Below are 22921 nucleotides of genomic sequence, written 5' to 3'. Positions count from 1 at the left end.
TTCATTGGAGTCGCCATGAGATCCGCATCTCCGCGCCGCCCACGACGCACCCTGGTGGCCTTCGTGGCGGCGACCGGGCTGCTCGGGCTGCTGTCCACAACACCGGTCGCAGACCCCGCGGTTCCCCTTAAGCCGGTGGCCGACACGGCCAACACGGCGACGGTCTTCTACTACACGAAGACCAAGAACTGGGCGTCGACGTATCTGCACTACGCACCGGACGGCGGCTCCTGGACGACCGTCCCCGGCACACGGATGGAGAGCGCCTGCACGGACTGGGTGAAGAAGACCGTCGACCTCGGCTCGGCCACCGGACTGCAGGCCACCTTCAACAACGGCAGCGGCACCTGGGACAACAACGGCGGGAAGGACTACGCGCTGGGCACCGGCACCATCACCGTCAAGGACGGGGTGATCGCGCACAGCGACCCGTGTGCCGACACCGGCACGGGCGAGGGCAACCAGGCCACGGCGTTCTACTCGACCGCGACCTCCGGCTGGACCACCGCGAACATCCACTACGCACCCGTCGGCGGATCGTGGACGACGTCACCCGGCGTCGGCATGGAGTCCGCCTGCACCGGCTGGTGGAAGAAGACCCTCGACGTCGGCACCGCCACCTCCCTGAAGGCAGCCTTCAACAACGGCAACGGTGTCTGGGACAACAACAGCAGCGCCGACTACGCGATCCCCACCGGCACCACGACCGTGAAGGACAAGACGGTCACCACCGGCGCCGCCGACCCGTGCGCCGCCGAGGAGCCCGACACCGAGGCACCCACCGCACCGGCCAAGGTCACCGCGAGCGCGACCAACACGTCGATCGTGGTGAGCTGGGACGCCGCGACCGACGACACGGGTGTGACCAAGTACCAGGTCACGCGGACCGGCGGAACCAAGGGCACCGTCGTCACCGACGTCGGCTCAACCGTCCACTCCGACACCGGACTTGAGGAGAGGACCGCCTACACCTACACCGTGAAGGCAGTCGACGCCGCCGGGAACACCTCGCCCGCCTCCGCCGAGGCGACCGCGACGACCGGCGAGAAGGCCCCCGCCCCCGCCGCCGGCACCCCGCTCGGCACGGACCCCCGCAAGGACCCCGTCTACTTCGTCCTCACCGCCCGCTTCCACGACGGCGACAGCTCCAACAACCGCGGCGGCAGCCAGCACACCAAGTCCGGCAACGCGGCCAACAACGACCCCATGTTCCGGGGCGACTTCAAGGGACTGGTCGAGAAGCTCGACTACATCAAGGCGCTCGGCTTCTCCGCGGTCTGGATCACGCCGGTCGTACTCAACCGCTCGGACTACGACTACCACGACTACCACGGCTACGACTTCTACAAGGTCGACCCGCGCCTGGAGTCGGCCGGCGCCACCTACCAGGACCTCATCAACGCCGCGCACGCCAAGGGCATGAAGATCTACCAGGACGTCGTCTACAACCACAGCTCCCGCTGGGGCGCCAAGGGCCTGTACACGCCCACCGTGTACGGCGTCCGCGACTCCCAGTGGAGCTGGTACTACGACGAGCACAACGAGGGCTTCGAGTACGACGGCCTGACCGTCGAGACCAAGTCCGGGAAGTCGTACTACAACGGCGACCTGTGGTCGACCGCCGAACCCACCGGCAACACCTGCGTCAACTGGGGCAAGCCGACCGGCGGCAAGAGCGCCGAAGGCTACACGCTCTACAACTGCCAGTGGCCGAGCCCCACTTCGGGCATGTTCCCGAAGACGTACTACCACCAGTGCTGGATCGGCAACTGGGAGGGCGAGGACTCCCGTTCCTGCTGGCTGCACGAGGACCTGGCCGACTTCGACACCGAGTCGACACCTGTCCAGAACTACCTGATCGGCGCCTACGACAAGTACATCGACATGGGCGTGGACGGCTTCCGCGTCGATACGGCCGTACACATCCCGCGGGTGACCTGGAACCGCCGCTTCCTGCCCGCGATATACGACCGCGTGTCCCAGAGGTTCGGCACCACGGCGGCCCAGAACTTCTTCGTCTTCGGCGAGGTCGGCGCCTTCGTCAACGACAAGTGGAACCGCGGCTCCGTGAACCACTCCGCGCAGTTCTTCACCTGGAAGGAACGCAAGGACTACAGCGCCGGCGACGAGGCGGCGGCCATCGAGCAGTTCACCTACGAGAACAACCTCGGCACCGGCAACCAGCCGACGTCGGCCAACGCCTTCCTGAACGGCAACAGCTACCACACCCCGGACCGCAGCCAGTTCTCCGGGATGAACATCATCGACATGCGCATGCACATGAACTTCAGCGACGCGCAGAACGCCTTCGGCAACGGCAAGGACTCCGACGACAGCGTCAACGACGCCACGTACAACGTCGTCTACGTCGACAGCCACGACTACGGCCCCAACAAGTCGAGCACCCGCTACACCGGCGGAACCGATGCGTGGGCCGAGAACATGGCGCTGATGTGGACGTTCCGCGGTATCCCGACCCTGTACTACGGCTCGGAGATCGAGTTCCAGAAGGGCAAGCAGATCGACTGCGGGCCGACCTGCCCGCTGGCGTCCACGGGCCGCGCGTACTACGGCGACCACCTGCAAGGCACCGTCACGGCCTCCGAGTTCGGCACCGCGGACTCGGCGACGGGCGAGGTCGCCACCACGCTGGCGCAGCCGCTCGTCAAGCACCTCCAGCGGCTGAACCAGATCCGCCGTGCCGTCCCGGCCCTCCAGATGGGCCAGTACTCGACCGAGGGCATCAGCGGCTCCATGGCGTTCAAGCGCCGCTACACGAGCGGCAGCACCGACAGCTTCGCGCTCGTCACTGTCACCGGCAGCGCCACGTACACCGGCATCCCGAACGGCACCTACCGGGACGCCGTCACCGGCGACGTGAAGACCGTCTCCGACGGCACGCTCTCCGTGGCGGCGCCGGGCAAGGGCAACCTGCGGGTGTACGTGCTGAACGGCCCCGGGAAGATCGGGGCGGACGGCCCCTACCTGAAGTAGGCCGGAGCATCACGCGGCGTCGCGGAGGGGGTGCATAGGATCGCCGGCATGGCACTGCGACCGGTTCAGGTGAACATCAAGGCTCTTGACGCCTCGGCGGTGGGCGGGTTCTGGGCGCAGGCGCTGGGCTGGCGTGCGCACAGCCCCGGCGTGACCACCTACGTCGGGCCCGTCGGGGACCTCGTCTGGCCGGACCCGGTCGCCCTCGGTATCGACGTCGTTCCCGTCCCGGAACCCAAAACGGCGACGAAGAACCGTGTGCACCTCGATCTCGCCACCACCTCCGCCGCCCACCAGGCGGAGTTGGTCGCGCGCCTCCAGGATCTCGGTGCGACGCCCGCACACGTGGGCCAGGGCGACGTACCGTGGACGGTCCTCGCCGACCCGGAGGGCAACGAGTTCTGTGTGCTGGAGCCTCGGGAGATCCACCGGGACACGGGGCCGGTCGCCGTGGTGGTGGTCGACTGTGCGGATCCGCGGGCCATGGCCCGGTTCTGGGGCGGAGCGATGGACTGGACCCTGCGCGAGGTGACCGACGATCACGCGGTGTTCCGCTCCCCCAAGGGTGCCGGCCCGTATCTCGAGTTCCTCCGCACACCAGACGTGAGGACCGTGCCGGACCGCATCCATCTCGACCTGCTGCCGTACCCCGGTGACGACCAGGCCGAGGAGGTGGCACGGCTGCGGGCGCTCGGCGCCACCGACCTCGATCTCGGCCAGGGCGATGTCCCGTGGACGTGTCTGGCCGACCCGGAGGGCCACGAGTTCTGCGTCCTCGCCCCGTCGTGACTCGGAGCGTCGACGACGCCCCGAGTCGACGGACCCTCGTAGCGCTCGCCCGGACGGTCGGTGAATCCGGCTTCCGGCAAGGCACCGAGCCTGTTCTCGATCATGGGCCAGCAGCATGGGACGAGCCTTCCGTCCCCTGCCCCCGGAGCTCCGCCACGGTGCGATGGCGGCAGGCAGCACATGGCAGAGGCAAGGAGAACACTCTCCTTGCCACTCTCAACGTATAGCGCCCCGGGGGGCTTGCGGCAAGACCCGGGGTTCGGCGCAGAATCGTCGGCCGAGGCCACGGCCTGCGGAAACTTGGGGCATTGCGTGCGTGTGTTGCTGTCACGTCAGTCGGAGGGAAGGCAACCAGGGATGAGGACGTGCTCGACAAGAGGGGCTGTCTCGGAGGTGTCGCGATGACCGAGCAGTACGTGTGGGATCTTCAAGAGGTCGACGAGACGCAGGTCGCGATCGTCGGCGGCAAGGGCGCGCACCTGGGCGGGCTGTCGCGGATCGAAGGCGTCCGGGTACCGGCCGGCTTCTGCGTGACGACCGAGGCCTTCCGGCGGATCATGGCACAGGCGCCGTCGATCGACGATCGGCTCGATCGGCTGTCGCGCCTGAACCCGGACGACCGGGAGGCGATCCGCACGCTCAGCGCGGAGATTCGTCGGACCATCGAAGGGATCGCCGTTCCGGGCGATCTCGCGGCGGCGATCACCCGCGCGCTCGCCCGGCTCGGCGAGCGGGCCGCCTGCGCCGTACGGTCCAGCGCGACGGCGGAGGACCTGCCGACGGCCTCCTTCGCCGGCCAGCAGGACACGTACCTGAACGTCGTGGGGCCGGAGGAGATCCTCCGGCACGTCAGCCGGTGTTGGGCCTCGCTGTTCACCGAGCGGGCCGTGACCTACCGTCAGCGCAACGGCATCGACCACCGTACGGTCCACATGGCCGTGGTCGTGCAGCGGATGGTCTTCCCGGATGCGGCCGGCATCCTGTTCACGGCCGACCCCGTCACCGGCAACCGCAAGGTCGCCACCGTGGACGCCGGCTTCGGCCTCGGCGAGGCCCTGGTCTCCGGCCTGGTGAACCCGGACGTCTTCAAGGTGCGCGGCGGCGAGGTCGTCGCCAGGACGATCGCCGCCAAACAGCGTGCCGTTCAGGCCCGGCCGGCCGGGGGCACGCACGAAGTGGCGATCGACTCGCGGCGGCAGCAGCAGCCGGCGCTGACGGACGCGCAGGCCGTGCGGCTGGTGCGGCTCGGGCGGCGGATCGAGGCACACTTCGGGCGCCCGCAGGACATCGAATGGTGCCTGGTCGACGAGGGCTTCCGGATCGTGCAGAGCCGGCCGATCACGACGCTGTTCCCCGTCCCCGAGAGGGGCGACGGGGAGAATCACGTCTACCTCTCCGTCGGCCATCAGCAGATGATGACCGACCCCATGAGGCCCCTGGGGATCTCGGTGTGGCAGCTGACGGCCATGGCGCCGATGCACGAGGCGGGTGGAAGGCTGTTCGTCGACGCCACCCCTCGTCTGGCCTCGCCCGCGACCCGCGCCGGTCTCCTGGACATCGTGGGGAGAGGCGATCCGCTGATCAGGGACGCGCTGGAGACCGTCCTCGACCGCGGCGACCTCGTCCCGACGCTCCCGGACCCGGGTCCCGCCGATCCACCGGCCCGCGCCGCATTCCCGCGCGCCGCGTCCGCCCCCATCGAGACGGACCCGGCCGTCGTCACCGAGCTGATCGAGCGCAGTCAGGCGTCCGTCGCCGCCCTGAAGCGCGACATCCGGACGAAGACCGGTCCGGCGCTGTTCGATTTTCTGCTGGAGGCCTTCGAGGAGCACAAGCGAGCCCTCGGCGATCCGCTGAGCATGCAGGCGATCATGGCGGGGATGGAGGCCACGTGGTGGCTCAACGACAACCTGAAGGAGTGGCTGGGCGAGAAGAACGCGGCTGACACGCTCACGCTGTCCGCCCCCGGCAACGTCACGTCGGAGATGGGACTGGCGCTGCTCGACGTCGCCGACGTGATCCGCCCGCATCCGGAGGTGGTGGCGTTTCTGCGGGACGTCGAGGGCGAGGGCTTCCTCGACGAGCTCGCGAAGCTCGCGGGCGGGGCCGAGGCACGCGACGCCATCGAGTCCTACCTCGACCGGTACGGCATGCGCTGCGTCGGCGAGATCGACATCACGAGGCCGCGCTGGCGCGAGCGCCCCTCCACGCTCGTGCCCGTGATCCTCGACAACGTGCGGATCTTCGAGCCGGGCGCCGCCGAGCGGCGCTTCGAGCAAGGGCGGCGGAACGCGCTGGAGAAGGAACAGGACGTGTTGTCCCGCCTGCGGGCCCTGCCCGACGGGGAGCGCAAGGCCGACGAGACCAAGCGGATGATCGACCGGGTCAGGACCTTCATCGGATACCGGGAGTACCCGAAGTACGGAGTCATCAGCCGCTACTTCGTCTACAAGCGGGCCCTGCTGGAGGAGGCCGAGCGACTCGTGCGGGCCGGCGTGCTTCCTGAGCAGGAGGACATCTTCTACCTCACGTTCCAGGAACTCCACGACGTCGTGCGCTCGAACCAGGCGGACGACCAGCTCATCCAGCAGCGCAAGGAGGCGTTCCGGTCGTACCACGCGCTCACCCCGCCCCGGGTGCTCACCTCCGAAGGCGAAGCCGTCACCGGAGCCTACCGGCGCGAGGACGTGCCCCCCGGCGCCCTGATCGGCCTACCGGTCTCCGCCGGGACCGTCGAGGGAAGGGCTCGCGTGATCCTCGACATGGCGGAGGCCGATCTCGAAGCGGGCGACATCCTGGTCACACCCTTCACGGACCCCAGCTGGTCGCCGCTGTTCGTCGCGATCGCGGGCCTGGTGACGGAGGTGGGTGGCCTGATGACCCATGGCGCGGTGATCGCCCGGGAGTACGGCCTGCCGGCCGTCGTGGGCGTGGAGCGGGCCACCCGGCTGATCCGGGACGGGCAGCGGATCCGCGTGCACGGAACGGACGGGTACGTCGAGATCCTGTCCTGACCGACCACAGCGGGAAGCCGCGTCCGCGGCCTCCGACCGTCGCAGCTCAGCGGGGGCGGGCACGCCCGGCGGCATCCGCGCACGTGACCTTCGCTGCCACAAGGTCGATACTGCCGACAGTAGGGGTTTCGCCGAGCCGACACCGACCGTCCCCGAAGCCTCACACCCCGTCGTCGAATCCGAGAGCGCCAAGACCGACCACCGGCTCAGAGCCCAGCCTGACCTGCTGAAGCGAAGGTCATGAGCCCATCGACCAGCCGCACCCGGAGGTACTCATGAAGATGCTGATCAACTTCTCGTAGTTTGGTGCGGCCGCAGGTCAGGACCATGCTGTGGGCCCGTTGGTCAGCAAACTCCCAGCATGAGTCAGGAGACGTGCACATTGGCAACCCAGCTGATACGCGGGATGGGCAGCTTCTTCAAGAACTGCGCCTGCGCTCGGCAGAGCCGTTGCTCGCACCCATACGCCATTCGCTATCGCGACGCGACCGGCCGCCAGCGTGAGGAAATGGGGTATGCGACACAGCAGTCGGCGCTGGACCGACTGAACAAAGTCTACGAGGAGAAACGCAACACTCCACGCCAGCAGGCCGACCTCAAGCGGCAAATCGGCAAGCAGCGCTTCGGCCAGTACGCGTCCACTTGGCTGACCCGGCAGCGGCATTACGCACCCGGAAGCGTCCGCTCGGTCAACCAGGTCCTCAACAGCCAGGTGCTGCCGGTCCTCGAATCACGCCGGATGAACACGTTCACCTCGACCGTCGTCGAAGACTTCGTCATGTCGATGGAGGAACGTTCCGTCGGACTGGCCGCACAGCAGAACGCTTTCGACACCCTTAAGAAGATCGTCCTCGACGCGCACCGTCGCGGAGGTATCACCGAAGACCCCTTTGACGGGGTCATCCCACCCGAGTACATCCCTCGCAAGATCACCATCCCGGCGCTGGACGAGATCCATGCCCTCAAGGAGGCAGGCAGCGACGCGCTGCGCATCATCATCGACCTCATGTCCGGCTGCGGCCTCCGGAACGGCGAGGCCTACGCCGCCAATCTCGAGCGGATGGTCGCGGACGACGTCTACCGCATCACCGAACAGATTGAAGGCAAGACACGTCAGCCGTCGCGCCTCAAGCACCGCAAGCCCGGAGAGTTCCGGGAATCCCCTATGCCTTCGACCGTCCGCGAGTCACTCCTCCGGTACGAGAAGGAATACGGCGCTGACGCAGACGGATACCTGCTGCGGACCCAACGGTCCGCGTACTGGGCACACACGACGCTCCAGTACCAGTGGGGCACGGCGAAGAAGCGGGCCGGCATCACCAGGAGGCTCACCACCTACTCCCTGCGTCACTTCTTCGCCTCCAACTGTCTTGGTAGGGGTATCCCCATCACGGACGTCGCTGAGTGGATGGGCCACAAGAACATCACCATGACCTTCAAGATCTATCGCCACCTCATGCCCGCGTCGATCGGCCGAGCAGCTCGCCTCCTCAACGAGGGCCTGTAGCGCGAAAAGGGCCGGGCGTTCGCCCGGCCCTTCATACGACCCTCTGCTGTCGTGCCCACCGATCAAGATCCGAGATCTTGAACTTCAGCTTGCCGCCGAAGTAGTACCTGGGAATGCCGTGCCGTTGAGACTCTTCGGTACATCCAACGCTCGGTCATGTCGAGATATGTTGCCGCTTCAGCAACCCCTACGTATTGGCGTTCCATCTGCCGCCTCCTGATCGACTTCGACCAGAGGTATATACGGTTTTCCCTGCCGCACCCAATGAACCGGCTCGGATCGAACCAGCGAGCCACGCCTCCCGAACAACCATCGGGTCAGCTGATGCCGAGATATGTCGGTGAAGTACAAGGAGACGGCCCGGGGCGGGCTGGCGGTCAACATCATCGAGTGCTGAGGGGATGGGCCCTGACCTGCGCGTTCACGTCTTTCGGCGCTGTCAGGGCCTTCCCTGCTTACGCGGCGGAAAGTCCCTGGAAACTCCCTGGGACAGGCGTGAAAGTCCCTGAAAAGTCCCTGGGATGTCCCACATACCTGAGTGCTCGACGCCTGCGAACAGTCACCCGCGCGAGTGAACTAGCACGGCATTCCCCCTGCACCGGAGCTGGGTCTGTAGCGTGCCTACCGGCCGCTCACAGTCCGTTCAACGGTCGATGAGCGGCAGCATCGGTCATCGAACGGGGAGACGCCATGGGTGCCCCTCCAGCCAACAGTCGCCACCTTCTCCTGGAAGACAGGCCGCTGAAGGGTACGCCCACGTTGCAACGGCTCCCCGGCAAGGCCAAGCCACGCACCGAGGTGCTGCGGGAGTGCGAGGCAGAAGCCGCCAAAATACGCGAGTCCATCCCGCGGGTGCTCTGGGACTTCCTGATTCCTGATCTGACCCGGGTGTTCCGGTGGCGTGTTCAGCTCGACTGCGGCTGCTTCCCTGAGATCCTCACTTGCGAAGACGGCACCCCGCCGCACGAGATGCAGTGGAAGGAACACGTTCACGGCTCACAGTTGGCTCGTGGGCAGATGATCTGCTGGCATGACGACTCCTCACCACCGCCCTATCGCGTGATCAACGAGTGGGGTGAGCGGAAGGAAGTAGCGTTTCCCGCCGATCCAGTCGAGCCACCGGATTACATCGATCCCGAGGCGTGGTCGGTGATCCGCCATGACGAGCCGCGCACTTCCGCCATCTGGAAGGTGACACTGGCTTGCGGTCACGTGGAGGAGGCCGTTGCCCCGAGTCTCGATTGGACACCTGCATCGGGGCCGCACCTGGCGCCCCCGCTCAGAGTCAAACAGATGTCCGCCGAGTTCGACGAGGTCTGGCGTGCGAACCCGGAACTGCAGTCCGAGCGAGATCGGGACCACGCCCGGCGGATGCTTGCAGACGGCTGGCCATCGCCGCAGCCGGAGCGGCTGTGTTACTCCTGCCCTCAAGTACGAATGATTTTGGCCTACGAGCGCGTCGGATGGCTTGTTCCCCGGCAGCGAAGGGCTGCGAACACCACGAAGAACGCCCCACCTGTACTATCGCGGTCCACCTTGAAACGAAGACTGCGAGAAGCCGAGGCCGAGGCTGAGCGTCTTCGCACAGAGCTGGATGGACTCGAATGAGGAGCACTTACTCGACTCACTTCGTGAGAGTAGCTGCAGCAGGATCACGACTTCGGCTCAGAGCATCACGTACTGGCGGCGGGACTGGCACGAGGCTGTCGCCTAACGGCGGCTCCACGAGGTTCTGCTCGCCGAACTGCCCTACGCCGGGCGTTGGAAGGTCAAGAGCCTGTTGAGGGATAGGTCGAGCAGATCCCTGCGCCAGCCGTGGCGGACGGCACTCTGCAGGAGCAATGGAAACAGCTCGTCGCAGCCCTCTCCGCCTATCGGATGCTCTACCAGATCGACTCTGCCGAGCCTTTGGGAGAGACTCCTAATGAAACCGAAAAGCGCGAGCAGTGGTCCGAGATCCCCGAGCACGAGGCTCTTCCAGCGGGCACGCATCCAACAGTGCCCGGAAGAAGTCCGCTCCCACCGAGACGCCGAACGAGCCCGGCGCGGCCTGGCTCCTATCGCATCGGCAATGTCCTCGAACGATGCAGCAAACGCGCGGCGGGCCGACAGCACCCAGGAGGAACAGCGTGAACTGCCGGCGCAGTTCGCCGCCCGGTGAGCCGCCCGGCTGGCCGTGGCCTCGGGGCGCGCACCGGAACTGTCCGAACTTGAGTCCCGACTGCGGGAGACTGACGACGTGTTCGGGGATCGCCCCGGACCGCGACAACCCGCTGGTCCCGGAGAACCACGAACTCACGCGGTACACGGCCATCCTCGAATGCGCCGTCCGAGCCTTCATGACTGAAGAGTTGGTCGCCGACACAAGGCAACAGCAAGGGCTCCAGGCGCGGCGTCTCCCGTGCCCTGCGTGCCCGCGTCGCTCCCTCCTCTGTGGAGGCCGCCAGTAGCAGTCCGTCCTTGTTTTCCCCGGTGTAGGAGGCTGCACGGTCCCACACCGCCTGGCGGGTCGGGGCCATGACGCAATCCAGCCGGCGCAGCACCGTCAGCGGCAGGACGACTTTGCCGTACTCCGAGCGTTTGTAGTCACCACGCAGCAGATCGGCCACCGACCAGATGAAGTCAGCCAGTTCCTGATTCTTGCTCAAAGCGTCCTGTCCTCTCGTCCCACTGCGTCGTCTCCGTCAGTCATCTTCTGGTGCTCGACACCGCCGCTGTCCGGGGTCGGCGGCGGGTCGAGTGCGCCGCTGGTGAGGCCGTCACGGGCGAGCCGCGCAGCCCGGTCTCCCATCGTGGCGAGTTCGGCCAGCTCGCGTTCGAACGCGCCCAACAAGCGAAAGGCATCCCCGTAGCGGTGCTGCCGCTCGATGTCCATGCGGGGCAGGCGCGCCGCCCGCAGGTCTGCTCGGAACGTACCCGAGGCCGAGGTGCTACGGCGGGCGTTCTCCGCGCTGTTGGCAAAGCCGCGCACATAGTCGGGGTCCAGCTGGTCACTGAGGGAGGTGAGGTCTTCACCGTCCAGGCTGACCAAGCCCGCAGCGAGCAGGTCGCTCATCGTGACCGGGGCACCTTCGTCCAGGCCGCCAGCCCTGTCTCGTGGAGGCGCTCATCGACGGCTGCTCGATCTGCGACTGGGAGATGATCGACGACGAGTTCCCCAAGCTCGCGGAGTTGACCACGGAAGCCCAGAGGGCTTTCGACATCTGGGCAGCGCTCGACCGATAGCTGCACATCATCATGGACGGGGACCGCGCGAGTTCAAGCCCCACTGTCCTCCAGCTCCCCCTGCTGCTTCGCGACATGCCGGGAGCCGGAGCGGGGCATTGGTAGAAGCCAGTGCATCAACCGGCGGTCGTCTCAGTCCATCACACAGGGGCTTACCCAAAGATCATCACCGATTACAACTCGTGACGGCGTTCTTACCGACACCCCGACTCGAAGGAGCACGACGTGGCTGCCAAGAAGAAGACCAACACCGGTACCCGCAAGTCCACGCTGCACCGACTCGCCGTTCCCGACGGTGGCGAGGTAGAACTCCGCACCCTCGTGCGCCCCCACTATCTCGACAGACCCGGTTATCAAGTTCGCGAGTTTGCCTGGGAGGGGGTCACCGGGCTGCTGGTGAACGGGGGAATCCCCCGGGACCGTGCCGACTGGTGCCCGGCCGTCGAACGGATCACCGGCCTGGAGGTCAACGAACGGAATCACTCTGCTGCCGGCCTGGTGCTCATGCGCACCGAGCGCGGTCTCTTCGCCTTGAGTTATGGGGTCGGCCAGCACATGCTCGACCCGTACTACCGCGACGACGAGTTCGGGCTGGAGTTCGCCACCCGCTGCCTGGACGAGGACGGCATCATCAAGATCCGCAACCAGATAATGGACGGCCGAGGACGTGTCGACGAGTACGCCGTCGCCCGGGGTGAACGTATCGACGGCTTCGGACTCGACCGGTTCGGCGCGGTTGTCCGCCGCATTTGCGGAACGGTCAGCGGCATCCCGTTGACCTCGCTGCCCTCCGGTACCTCCAAGCACATTCGGGTCGAGTGTTCGGAGTCGACCATCAAGCTTCCGCTGGCTACCACCCCAGAGGAATTCCTCAACGACCTGCGTGCGATAGAGGAGGTCTGCTCGCGCCCGGATCCGCTGCCCGAACTGCGCTTCGTCGATCGGCTACACACACTGGACAACCGCAGCCGTAAAGCTGTCGACGCCCAGACGTCCCTTGAAGCCATGCTCGCCGATCTTGGACACCCCCGGTTGACGTTGGGAGTTCCGGAGACCTGCCAGGAGGGCTTCGGCTCCGCCCAAGCGTTCCGTATCAGCCTGGGCAGTCGCAGCGTCGATGTCTCCGACCTCGATCTTCCCGTCCTCCTCGACTTCGTCTCGGACAAAGCCGAGGGCGAGCGCCTCAAGGCACTCGGCCAGGTACGGGTCGTCATGTTCAGCGATGACGACCTCAAGACGCCGGCCAGCGCTGCGACCACCGGCAAGGAATGGCTCATCGCGGACGTCCCCGTGGGAACAGCGCGGTATTTCTACGGCCATGGAAAGTGGTTCGAGGTGGGCGCCGGATTCCTCGAGACACTGGAGGAAGAGCTCCGGCAGCTGCTCAGCAAGCCGCCCAGCGTCCAGCTGCCACCCTGGCCAAAGGGAGTACCGAACGCCAAAAGGCGGGACTCTCACGATGAGGACTGGTACAACAAGCAGGCAGCAAGCCAGACGGGCTACCTCCTCTTCGACAAGAAGAACATCGTCACGGACAAGTTCAACGGTGGCGGACTGGAGGTCTGTGATGTCCTCGGCCCGGACAACCAGCTGATCTGCGTCAAGAAGGCCACCAGCAGCGACGGCACCGCGCCGCTGAACCACCTGTTCGCCCAGGCGGTCACTGCCGTCGAAACCCTGCGCAGCGACGAAGCTATCCGCAGCGCCTTCCTGAAGCAGGTTGCGGACCGTACTCCCGACCACCGCCTCTTGAGCGACTTCGGCACGCTGAAGGTCGTCCTCGCCATCCTGCTCAAGGACGGGAAGGAGATCACCGTCGACTCCCTCTTCGCCTTCGCCCAGGTCTCCCTCCTCCAGTCGGCACGTCGTCTGCGCGCGATGAACGCAGAGGTCGAAGTCGTCGCAATCCGACGCTGAATCCACGCAGCCCCGCAGTGATTGCCGTACCCACTTGGCGGGCGCTGTGGCCCATCCAACCCCTGTCAGAATCGGACCAGCCCAACGCCGCTGATCGTCCTCCCCCAACGACCCGAGGTGTTGGCCGAAGCACCGAGAAGCCCGCGACGAGGCATCACGCACGAGCATCCACCGGAATACCCGCAGGCCGGTTTCGATTGCTCCTCCTGTAGTGATCACGGAGGGGGACGCTGGTGACCGACCTGAAGCTGTTCCGGCTGGATGCAGATGGCCAGGACGTCGAGCTGCGGGGGTCAACGGTGGCGTTGGAGGTAGAGCTGCAGCGGCGGGTCGAGGCAGGCATGGAGGCCATGCTCGGTATCCGCTTCCTGGCGTCGGAGTACCCGACGGGGCCTTGTGACTCTCCTCCCGAGGGTTCCTCAAGCACACCGAAGCGTGGTCTCGTCGCAGCGTGCGCCTGACCTGGAGGTCTATCCGTCCCACGCGAGAGGTTGTCCATCACGATGGAATCTCACGATTCCTGAGATAATATCGTCCAGTCCGATCAGTTGGCCAAATGGTCGAGCTGGAGGTTTCGTGTCCCTGGCGATCGTGCGAGACCTGCGTCCGGAACTGCGCTTGACGACGCCGGAGGAGCTCGCGGCCTTCGAGCAGGACCTGTTGTCCGAGTTCGTGCTCGCCCGGGCTTCGGCCGGCATCAGCGACGGGACGGTCGCCGGCGATGTCGGCGTGATCGTCGAAGTACGCTCATGGTTCACGCGCCCGCTGTGGGAGATGGAACCTCGCGATCTGGACCGGTTCTTCGGCCGACATCAACAGGGCATGGCTCATGCCACAAAGGTCCACAAGGCGCACTCTCTCAGCGTGTACTTCGAGTTCCTTGAACTACGGCACAAGCCCGCCATCCACAGGGCAACCGGCTATGTCGTCGAGTCGCCGTTGGATGAGATCAACCGGCCCCGTGGATCGACCCTGTCCCGGTTGCGGGTTCCGCCGCCGCTCGGGGAGGTCGACCATCTGTTCTCGGCTTGGCGTGACGAGGTGCCGCAGGCGCGTAAACCGTTGTCGATCGTCCGGAGTTACACCGCGATGAGGCTGGCGAGTCTGATAGGTCCCCGGGTCTCGGAGCTGAGCCTGGCGAACGTCGACGACATCCACTGGGAGCTCGGCCAGTTCGGAAAGATCCTTCTGCGGGGCAAGGGGAGGCGCGGCAAGAAGAAGGAACGACTCGTCCCGCTGATCAACGGAAGCCGTTCGCTGCTGGAGTGGTGGGTCGACGGCCCCCGCTGGCAGTACGACGATCGGGTGGATGAGCCACAGGCGCCGTTGTTCCCCTCGGAGCGGCGGGCCGCAGACGGCTCGAGCCTGCGGGTGGATACCGACACGCTCCGCCTGCATCTGAAGAAGATGGTAGCCCAGCACCTTCCTTCCCAGGCAGGCAAGCTGACGCCGCACACGCTTCGGCACTTCGCTGCCTCGGAGCTCTACCGTCAGGGCATGGATGTAGTGGCGATCCAAGAGCTGCTTGGCCACAAGTGGATCAACACCACCATGATCTACGTACACGTCAACCAGACCCATGTCGAGGACGCGTGGGTCCGTGCCGGTGAGCGTGGACGGGCGCGATTCGGAGGAGCGTCATGAAGTGGAACCTGCGGATGACCGCGGCCAAGCGGGACATCTGGAAGTCCTCCGAACTCCAGCGCATGCTGGCCGACGCCGGCTTGGTGATCAGCGCCGGCAAGATGTCCAACCTGTGGGCCGGACAGCCGGTGACTATCCGCCTGGACGATCTCGACGTGATCTGCGAGGTGCTGCAATGCGAGCCCAGCGATCTGCTTGTCCGTGAGCCCGAGAAGGCCCGCGCGAAACGACCGGAGCAGGATGAGAGCAGGGCGGCCGCCCGTCCCGCTGTTGGTGAGAACCGTCGTCGCAGCGGCGGCGGCCCTGCCTCCCGCAACTTGATGCCGCCGTTGTGACGAAGGAAGCGAAGGCCAAGGGGCTTGGTACGCCTGAGAGTTGCGAGGTCTGCATGGCCTGGGGCCTGCACCCCAACCCGGGCGGCTCGAAGATCCTCTGCTATGCGTGCAGGGCATGGTGGTACAAGTACCCTGCCGACTCGTGCGGCACGTGCGGCGCGACCGTCCCCCTGCGTGACGGAGTCTGCCGGGCCTGCCGTCACCAGGCCGCATTCGTCACCGGCCGTATCAAGGTCCCGTCAGCCGGCCACGGGGCCCGGTTGGACCTCACGGTCGCAGCCGCAACCGGGCACCAGACGTTTCTCGCTGACCTGATCAAATGGAATCGGCGCCACCACCGCACCGCAAGAACAGCAAAGATGCCTGAGTTGCCGAGCGAGGCGCCGCCCAGACACCCCCTGCTGCTGAAGCCGCCCGAGAGCATCCAGCTCGCGCTCTTCGAGTCGGTCCGGGACTTCCGGCGCTATCGGAACCCGAACGGCTCGAAGGGGCGCTCCTGGACAGGATTCACCCCGGCAGATCCCGGATATGCGGACTTCCTCGTCGATCGGGCCAGGGACGTCGCGGCGGTACGGGGCTGGAACCACTGCACCATCAAGCGCGTGAAGTGCGGCTTGGTGATCCTCTCGGCCCTGCACCAGCCTTCCGAAAGGATCAAAGCCACCACGGTGCACGCACTCTCCCGGGACATCGATGTTTCCGCAGTCCATCTCATCGACATGCTCAACGATCTCGACATCCTGCTCGACGATGCACCCGACCCCCTCGAACAACTGGTCAGAGCTCACCTCGCAGTGCTTCCCGAGCAGATACGCGTCGAGGTGACCGCCTACTTCGACGTCCTCCGCAACGGAGCCCCCCGCCGCCGCCCCAGGTCGCCTCACACAGTCGACATCCACCTGCGGCTGATCGTCCCGTTCGCTGCCGAGTACTGTGCCCCCCGATACTCGACATTGAGGCAGGTCACCCCCGAGGACATCACTCTCTGGCTGTCCAAACGGAACAACGTCCAGCGTGAAATCGTCGCGCTCCGGGACATGTTCAAGACGCTCAAGTCACAGCGGCTGATCTTCGCCGACCCGGCCCGACGCATCAGGCCCGGCAACACCCTCGTCAACCCGCCCACGCCGGTCGCGGAGGACCAACTCAAACAAGTGGCCAGAGCCGCGGATGAGAGCCCGGCCCTCCTGGCCGTCGTCGCCCTTGCCGGCATCCACGCCCTCTTCCCGCACGAGATCAGAATGCTCCAAGACTCTGACATCGAGCTGAGTACCGGGCGCCTCCGGCGGGGCGAGGTCAGTCGGCCCCTCGACGACTTCACCGCCGAAGCCATCCGCAAGTACCGGCGCTACCGTGACGCTCGCTGGCCGGACTCGGCAAACCCTCATCTCCTCCTCACCCAGCAGACAGCCAAGAGGGAGAGTCCAGTCAGCGACTTCTGGCTCAAGCGCCTGTTCAAGGGGCTGCCCGCCACGGCTGACAGCCTCCGCCAGGACCGTGTCCTTGAAGAAGCGATCGCCGCCGGACCTGATCCCCTCCGCATCTCCACCATGTTCAACCTCAGCGCCCAGGCCAGCTTGCGCTACACCCGCGCGGCCAGCCCGGCAGGCACCGAAACGACGAACGGGTAATGCTCCAGCAATAGATCGTCGTATGCCCTGGTGTGAGGGCTGTCTGCCGCTGGCGGACGTCACGCACACCCCCCTCATGTGGTTCTGACCGGTGCGGCAGAATCGGGGTCGACTGGGCAGGCAACGGTGGGGGTGGGAACGTGGGGCGTTTTGGCTCGCGAAGCCGACGTAAGGGCATACCGAACGAGCCGGCGCTGCTGGCTGCGGCTGCTGAGAATCCCGGTGGCAGCGTCGCCGAGATCGACCCGGCTTATATCGACGACCCGAACGGCTACGTACCCCCCGAGGCGATCCGCGGCGCGTGGTTGGTGGATAGCACCGGGAAACTGACCGGTGAGTACCAGGAGAATCCCCATCACGGGGCGCCACAGGACGACTTCAGCAAGCTCACTGACCCTGATCACTGGCTTGGCTGGCTCGGCGATGATCCCGCGACCGCCGTCCGGAAGGGCATCGGAGAGTCCTTGCGCGCCCAGGTGGCAGACGCAGTTGTCGAGTGGGTCAAGATCCTTGAAACACCGCGGTTTCTCACGGGTGGGCGTCGACATTCTGAGGACGAACAGGTCATGTTGGTCACCCGCGCGGCGCTCGCCGCGCCGTTTGCGTTGTCCGTGCGCACCACGCAGCACGGGCGTTCCATCCTCCTGGGGGTGTTTTCGTGGGCGGCGGTGAACCTCTCACCCCCCGGAGTCCGCAAGGATCGGCACTGGTTTGACCTGGGCGTCGGGCTGGACTGGGCCGGTGAACGACTTCAAGAGCGGATCTACGAGATTGACGGTGAGGACGGCACGGCCGAGCAGTAGAGCGGCAATGCCATTCCGTACCGGCGGTCAGAGCGGATACATGACGCCGTAGGCGCCCTTGACGGGGAGGAGGCGTCCAAACCCTCAACTGGCGGGCGGGTCCGGCCCGTCGTTCACTGCGCAACCAAGTGGGGAACGCGAGCAGCCTGCGGCCATCGCTGATCATCGGTGTGGTTCGCGTCGCCGGCTGCGGGGGCCGGCGCCACGAACCCACGGTCAGAGAGCTTCCGAAACCCCCAACAGTACCTACAGTTCAGATTTCGATACCTTCAGAAATCGTGAACTCGCGGGGATTTGCATCGGGGCCGGATCGACTCGCTCGGTCTGGACGAGAACGGCTCGCCTGCGCTGATCGAATTTACCGACCGCAGGTAGTCCTGCCCGTGATGTCCGTCTGGGACTGTGACCAGCACGTCCCAGGCTTGTTTACCGACCTTGTCCGGGACGTCTGTCATGTTCTGGAGTCGGTACGGAGGACGAGTGGTACGGCACGTGGTGGTCGGGGACTTGAGGGTCCAGCAGATCGAGCGGAAGGACGGGCGGCGGTCGTGGACGATCGTGTGGCCCGAGGGGACAGTGCACACGGAGGCGGACCGGTTCCTGCGTCTGCACGATGGTTCGGGAACGCAGAGGACGTACGCGTATCTGCTGGTGGACCATCTGCGGTGGCTGGAGCGGGAGTGTCTGACCTTCGCTGAGGTCCAACTGCGGGACCTGGAAAGGTACATGGGCATCGTCGGTGCCGAGGTCCGCATGCCGCTCGGCGAGCCGTGGCGGGTCGGCAAGCGCCCCTACGGTCGCTCCGCGTTGTCGATCGCGGCGGCTTGTCTGAAGGGCTTCTACCTGCATCAGTCCTCCCTCGGCATTAACGGCGAACTCGGCAAGAAGCTCGATAGGTCGCGGTTGCCGTCGCGGGTGGACCGGCGCCGTTCGTTCCTCGGGCATGTGAAGTCGTCGCTGCCCGTCAACCCGCTGGCGCCGAAGGGGCCGCACCGTCGGCATCCGAAGATGCTTCCGGACGGTGCTCGGGAGAGGCTGCTGGAGACGGTGAACGCCGCCCGGGACCGGCTGGTGGTCACCTGGCTCGCCGACGGCGGGCTTCGCATCGGCGAGCTCTGCGGACTCCACCTGGTCGACCTGCACCTGCGTGAGAACGCGGCCTGCGGCGAGTGCCGGGCCCCTCACCTGCACGTCTGCCACCGGTCCGGCAATCCGAACCGGGCCGAGGCCAAGACCAAGCACCCCTGGCGGGTCGAGCACGGCACCGTGACCGGCGGGCTGATCAAACGGGTCAGCCCAGCGATGGTGCACACCTACTTCGAGTACGTCACCACCGAGTACCCGCGTGGGGCCGGGCACGGCATGCTCCTGGTCCAGCTGCACGGCGCCGATACCGGACAGCCATGGGCGCCGGTCGGCGCCCGGCGGATGCTCGGCCGGGCCGGGAAACGCGCCGGACTCGGGGTCGTGAAACCCCATGCCTTCCGGCACTCGTTCACGTCCGCGGTTCTCGACGCCGCCAACGGCAACACGCTGATCGCCCGGGACGCCGGCGGCTGGGCCTCGGCGGCGATGGTGGATGAGGTCTACGGACACGTCGACGTCCACGACCCGGTCTTCGACGCCGCCCTGCGCACGGTCTGGGGTGGGACGAAGTGACGGCGCCGTCGCTGCTGCCGCAGCAGGATGCCCGCACGCGACGGGACCGGCTGGAGGTGCTCACCGCGCTGATCAACGGGCCCGAGTTCGACCCGGTGCTGCGCGGCGGGGTGCTGAAGATCCCGCCGCTGCACCCGGTCTATCCGTGGAGTTGCACGGTCGTCGACTGCGCGCGGCCTCGTTGGCGGCGCTATGCGATGTGCTCGGTGCACGCCGGGCAGTGGCAGGAGGCGGAGGCACGTGGGATGAGCCGGGCTGAGTTCCTGCGGATGGCGGAGCCGCTGCCGGCCGCGGAGATGCCGGAGGCGATGATGTGCCGGATCTGCCCGCAGCGGCCGGCGTTCAGTCTGCAGCTGGTGCTGTGCTTCCGGCACCGCAACCGGTGGCTGAGCTACCTGAAGCGGCTCCCGGGCAGGGGCGAGGCGGAGTTCGAGCGGTGGCTGGCCGACCAGCCAGCGCTGCCGGGGTATGGGGAGTGCCGGGCGGACGTGTGCGACGAGCTGGCCGCCTCGCCGCTGGGGCTGTGCGGCGCACATGAGCGCGGCTACATCCGGGCCGGGCGCCCGGGCGGGGCGACGTTGCCGAAGAACTTCTTCGCCACCTACGAGCGCCGCGGTCGTCCTGTCCCGGTGACCTGCGAGGACGAGGTTGCCTTCCGCGTCTGGTGCCGTGCACAGCTGCCGGTGCACCGCACCGGCACGGTCAACCTGCGCGGGCTGCGGCCCCTGCTGCGGGCGGAGTTTCAGTGGGGCATGTATGTCCACGGCCTGCAGCCCGTCGCCGTGTGGCACCTGACGTGGGTGCAGTCGCTCGCGGATGAGTGCCAGCGCCGCGACGTGGCGTCCTTGGCCGGTCTGGAGGCGTCCGTCTTCCGCCGCGATTACCACCAGCGCATGGTCGAGGAGATGCAGCAGGCCCTGCGGAAGATCTACTTCACCCCCTCCGACACCCGGGAGGTCGGCTACATCGAGACCGAGCACTTCGGGGTGCGCTTCCCGCACCGCTCCAGCTACGTCGACCTGACCTGCATCACCCAGCGGTGGCTGCGCGACCTGTTGTGGGACCACATCGCAGGCGTGCTGCGCTCGCCCACCTGCCCGCGCAGCGCCCAGCCGGTGGACTTCGTGCGCCGCGCCGGCGCCGAACTGTCCGCGTTTCTCGAGGCCGAGACGCCGGGCGGCGGCCACGACCCCACGGTGCTGCGCGGCGAGCACATTCACCGCTTCGTCGCGGACCTGCGCAACCGCGAACGCCTCGGCCTGGCCTTCCGCGGCCAGGCCCGCCTGGACGGCAAGAGGGCGAAGGTCACCGAGAACTCGCGACGGATGGTGTTCAACTACGGCCGGTCTCTGCTGCGCGGCGCGCTGGACAGCGGCAGCGCCGAGCGGATCGGCCTGGACCGCGGTTTCATCGCCGCCATGCCGGTCGGCGGTCCCGGCACGCCCCGCAGCCGCAACCCCTTCCCCGACGAAGTCGCCCGGGCGCTCGCGGACGAGGCCAACCTGCGGCAGCTCGCCGACGGCTACGACCCGCACGACCGGGGCCTGAGGGACATGTGGGAGACCATCATCGTCACCGGCCGGCGCGCCAGCGAGGTCATCCAGCTCCGCCTGGACTGCGTCGGCCGCTACGGCGGGCTGCCCCTGCTCTGGCACGACCAGACCAAGGTCGGCAACCTGAACGCGGCCGTCCGCATCCCTGATCATCTCCTGGACCGGCTCGAAGAACGCCGCCAAAAGACCCTGACCCGCTACGCCGACCGGCACGCCGGGCGCCCGCCCACTGCTGCCGAGCGCGCTCACCTGGCCCTGTTCCCCACCGATATCCTCAACCCCGACGGCCGCCGCGCTCTGTCCTACACCTGGTTCCACACCGGCTTCCGCAGCTGGATCGCCGAGCTTGACCTCGGCGGTCACTACGTCGCCCACCAGGCCCGACATACGCTGGCTACCCGGCTGCTGCGGCACGGCGCGAGCCTGACGCACATCCGCCGCTACCTCGGCCAGGTCTCCGACCGCATGGCCGAGCACTACGTCCACCTGACCCAGTCGGACCTGGACAGCGTCCTCCAGCACGTGTGGGTCGCCGGACCCGGCACCGCTCATCCCGGCGACCTCCTCACCAGCGACACCACCCCGCTCACTCGCGAGCAGGCCCAGGCCCTTGCCATCGACCTCTCGCGGCGCAGCACCCCCGCCGAGGGCGGTTTCTGCACCTTCCAGCCCGTCGTCGACGGCGGCGCCTGCCCCTTCAACCTTGACTGCCACAACTGCGACAAGTTCGTCCTCTCCGGCGCCGACCTGCTCTACTGGCGGCGCAAGCGCGAGCAGTGGCGACTGCTGGCCGAAGGCGCCCCCGACGACGCCACTGCCGACTACCTCCACCGCTACTTCGAGCCCACTGCCCGCGCCATCGACGGCCTGGAGAAGGCCCTGGCGGGCCTCGGTCTTCTCGACGACGCCCTCGCCCTGGACCTGCGCAAACCCCAGGACTACTTCCACCGCGTCTGGTCCACCGCCTTCCGCGCCGCCGACCTCGCTGACGTGGGGCATGACGACGGCGAGTACGGCGATACGTGCACAGCCAACGGCGACGACCCTGAACAGGACGCTGCATGAAGAATCCCACCGCGTCCGAGCCCCGTACCGCGGCGGCCCTCGCCGCCCGCCGCCGCAAGACCGAGACCTCCCTTGAGCGCGTACACCAGGCCATCGCCCGGCTCCGGCGCGAGAAGGCCCACGTCAGCGTCGCCGCCGTCTCCCGCAGGGCCGACGTCTCCCGCACCTTCCTCTACGACAACGCCGAGGCCAGAGCCGCAGTCACCGCCGCGATGGCCGAAGCCGGCAAACGCCGAACCCAGATACTCGCCGACGAGGACGAAGAGCGTGAGACGACCTGGCGCGAACGCGCCCTGAACGCCGAGGAAGGACTCAAGGCCGCCCAGGTGGAGATCCTCACCCAGCGCACCCGGATCGGTGAACTCCTCGGACAGATCCACGACTTGCAGGCCGAGTGGACCGAGGAATCCATCCAGCGGATCACGACCGAGAACACCATCCTCAAGCAGCGCGTCCGCCAACTGACCGCCGACAACCGCACCTTGGAGGAGCGGCTTCAGGCCGCCCGCTCCAACCTCCGCTTCCAGGACCGCCACGTCGCCCACCTCGAAGCCCGTATCGCCGACGCGGCGTCTGCGACCTGATCTGTTCCAACAACCAGTTCACGGCCCGTCCACCGTCCCGGTGGGCGGGCCGTCTCACGAGAGCACCCCAACGAGAGAGCAAAAATAGGGGTCCGTGGCCTATTAACCTCGCGCTTTCACGAGGTGGGCTGTCCAAGAGTTGATCAGAAACACGGAAAGTGCCCTTGACCTGCAACGATAGGACTTGCTGAGGGTCCTGTT

At 66.8% G+C, this 22921-nt stretch carries 16 protein-coding genes and 1 pseudogene; 15 read left to right on the top strand and 2 right to left on the bottom strand.

Going from position 1 to position 22921, the window contains the following annotated elements:
* Positions 1-15: 15 nt before the first annotated feature.
* From ACFU95_RS15085 to ACFU95_RS15065, 5 genes are all read left to right on the top strand, one after another.
* Positions 16-2994 (top strand): carbohydrate binding domain-containing protein, encoded by a 2979-nt coding sequence (locus ACFU95_RS15085; protein ID WP_383827121.1) that lies wholly within the window; start codon positions 16-18, stop codon positions 2992-2994.
* Between the two features lie 48 nt (positions 2995-3042).
* Positions 3043-3783, top strand: a complete 741-nt coding sequence (locus ACFU95_RS15080) for a VOC family protein (protein ID WP_383827118.1) — start codon at positions 3043-3045, stop codon at positions 3781-3783.
* A 401-nt stretch (positions 3784-4184) separates the two neighbouring features.
* Entirely contained in the window at positions 4185-6797 is a 2613-nt protein-coding gene (gene rph, locus ACFU95_RS15075; RefSeq protein ID WP_383827115.1) for a rifamycin-inactivating phosphotransferase, read from the top strand.
* Between the two features lie 361 nt (positions 6798-7158).
* Positions 7159-8304 (top strand): tyrosine-type recombinase/integrase, encoded by a 1146-nt coding sequence (locus tag ACFU95_RS15070; protein ID WP_383827112.1) that lies wholly within the window; start codon positions 7159-7161, stop codon positions 8302-8304.
* Positions 8305-8994: 690 nt separating this feature from the next.
* Positions 8995-9912 carry a hypothetical protein gene (locus ACFU95_RS15065; protein ID WP_383827109.1) on the top strand — a complete coding sequence of 306 codons (918 nt, stop codon included), beginning with the start codon at positions 8995-8997 and terminating at the stop codon, positions 9910-9912.
* A gap of 838 nt (positions 9913-10750) precedes the next feature.
* Here the strand turns inward: ACFU95_RS15065 and ACFU95_RS15060 are convergent.
* Together ACFU95_RS15060 and ACFU95_RS15055 are read right to left on the bottom strand one after the other, a co-directional pair.
* Positions 10751-10952, bottom strand: a pseudogene (locus ACFU95_RS15060) (type I restriction-modification system subunit M N-terminal domain-containing protein); the annotation flags it as partial.
* Entirely contained in the window at positions 10949-11359 is a 411-nt protein-coding gene (locus tag ACFU95_RS15055) for a hypothetical protein (protein WP_383827106.1), read from the bottom strand. The pseudogene ACFU95_RS15060 and the gene ACFU95_RS15055, both read right to left, overlap by 4 nt.
* Positions 11360-11400: 41 nt before the next feature.
* On the opposite strand from ACFU95_RS15055, the gene ACFU95_RS15050 reads away from it, so the two are divergent.
* From ACFU95_RS15050 to ACFU95_RS15005, 10 genes are all read left to right on the top strand, one after another.
* On the top strand, positions 11401-11529 hold the full coding sequence (locus ACFU95_RS15050; RefSeq protein ID WP_383827102.1) for a hypothetical protein: 129 nt from the start codon (positions 11401-11403) through the stop codon (positions 11527-11529).
* 225 nt (positions 11530-11754) lie between these two features.
* Positions 11755-13446: a DUF6119 family protein gene (locus ACFU95_RS15045; RefSeq protein WP_383827099.1), complete on the top strand. Its 1692-nt coding sequence runs from the start codon at positions 11755-11757 to the stop codon at positions 13444-13446.
* Between the two features lie 233 nt (positions 13447-13679).
* Complete coding sequence (locus ACFU95_RS15040; protein WP_383827514.1) at positions 13680-13907, top strand: hypothetical protein; 228 nt, start codon at positions 13680-13682, stop codon at positions 13905-13907.
* A gap of 115 nt (positions 13908-14022) precedes the next feature.
* A complete protein-coding gene (locus tag ACFU95_RS15035) occupies positions 14023-15090 on the top strand; it encodes a tyrosine-type recombinase/integrase (RefSeq protein WP_351671109.1) in 1068 nt (355 codons plus the stop codon).
* A complete protein-coding gene (locus tag ACFU95_RS15030) occupies positions 15087-15425 on the top strand; it encodes a helix-turn-helix domain-containing protein (protein ID WP_383827096.1) in 339 nt (112 codons plus the stop codon). Before ACFU95_RS15035 ends, ACFU95_RS15030 begins: the two co-directional genes overlap by 4 nt.
* Positions 15422-17056 (top strand): hypothetical protein, encoded by a 1635-nt coding sequence (locus tag ACFU95_RS15025; protein ID WP_383827093.1) that lies wholly within the window; start codon positions 15422-15424, stop codon positions 17054-17056. Before ACFU95_RS15030 ends, ACFU95_RS15025 begins: the two co-directional genes overlap by 4 nt.
* Before the next feature lie 140 nt (positions 17057-17196).
* A complete protein-coding gene (locus ACFU95_RS15020; protein ID WP_383827089.1) occupies positions 17197-17859 on the top strand; it encodes a hypothetical protein in 663 nt (220 codons plus the stop codon).
* A 480-nt stretch (positions 17860-18339) separates the two neighbouring features.
* A complete protein-coding gene (locus ACFU95_RS15015) occupies positions 18340-19518 on the top strand; it encodes a tyrosine-type recombinase/integrase (RefSeq protein WP_383827086.1) in 1179 nt (392 codons plus the stop codon).
* A complete protein-coding gene (locus tag ACFU95_RS15010) occupies positions 19515-22136 on the top strand; it encodes a tyrosine-type recombinase/integrase (protein ID WP_383827083.1) in 2622 nt (873 codons plus the stop codon). The genes ACFU95_RS15015 and ACFU95_RS15010 overlap by 4 nt, the downstream gene beginning before the upstream one ends.
* Positions 22133-22720, top strand: a complete 588-nt coding sequence (locus tag ACFU95_RS15005; RefSeq protein WP_383827080.1) for a DUF6262 family protein — start codon at positions 22133-22135, stop codon at positions 22718-22720. The genes ACFU95_RS15010 and ACFU95_RS15005 overlap by 4 nt, the downstream gene beginning before the upstream one ends.
* Positions 22721-22921 lie beyond the last annotated feature (201 nt).

Origin of the sequence: Streptomyces sp. NPDC057623 (assembly GCF_042800355.1) — a bacterium.
Lineage (GTDB): Bacteria > Actinomycetota > Actinomycetes > Streptomycetales > Streptomycetaceae > Streptomyces.
This window is presented reverse-complemented; position numbering and strand designations above follow the sequence as displayed.

What these genes read in the sequence shown, in the direction of transcription:
- ACFU95_RS15085 (WP_383827121.1), top strand. Translation starts at nt 16, where the DNA reads ATGAGATCCGCATCTCCGCGCCGCCCACGACGCACCCTGGTGGCCTTC.
- ACFU95_RS15080 (WP_383827118.1), top strand. Translation starts at nt 3,043, where the DNA reads ATGGCACTGCGACCGGTTCAGGTGAACATCAAGGCTCTTGACGCCTCG.
- rph (WP_383827115.1), top strand. Translation starts at nt 4,185, where the DNA reads ATGACCGAGCAGTACGTGTGGGATCTTCAAGAGGTCGACGAGACGCAG.
- ACFU95_RS15070 (WP_383827112.1), top strand. Translation starts at nt 7,159, where the DNA reads ATGAGTCAGGAGACGTGCACATTGGCAACCCAGCTGATACGCGGGATG.
- ACFU95_RS15065 (WP_383827109.1), top strand. Translation starts at nt 8,995, where the DNA reads ATGGGTGCCCCTCCAGCCAACAGTCGCCACCTTCTCCTGGAAGACAGG.
- ACFU95_RS15055 (WP_383827106.1), bottom strand. Translation starts at nt 11,359, where the DNA reads ATGAGCGACCTGCTCGCTGCGGGCTTGGTCAGCCTGGACGGTGAAGAC.
- ACFU95_RS15030 (WP_383827096.1), top strand. Translation starts at nt 15,087, where the DNA reads ATGAAGTGGAACCTGCGGATGACCGCGGCCAAGCGGGACATCTGGAAG.
- ACFU95_RS15005 (WP_383827080.1), top strand. Translation starts at nt 22,133, where the DNA reads ATGAAGAATCCCACCGCGTCCGAGCCCCGTACCGCGGCGGCCCTCGCC.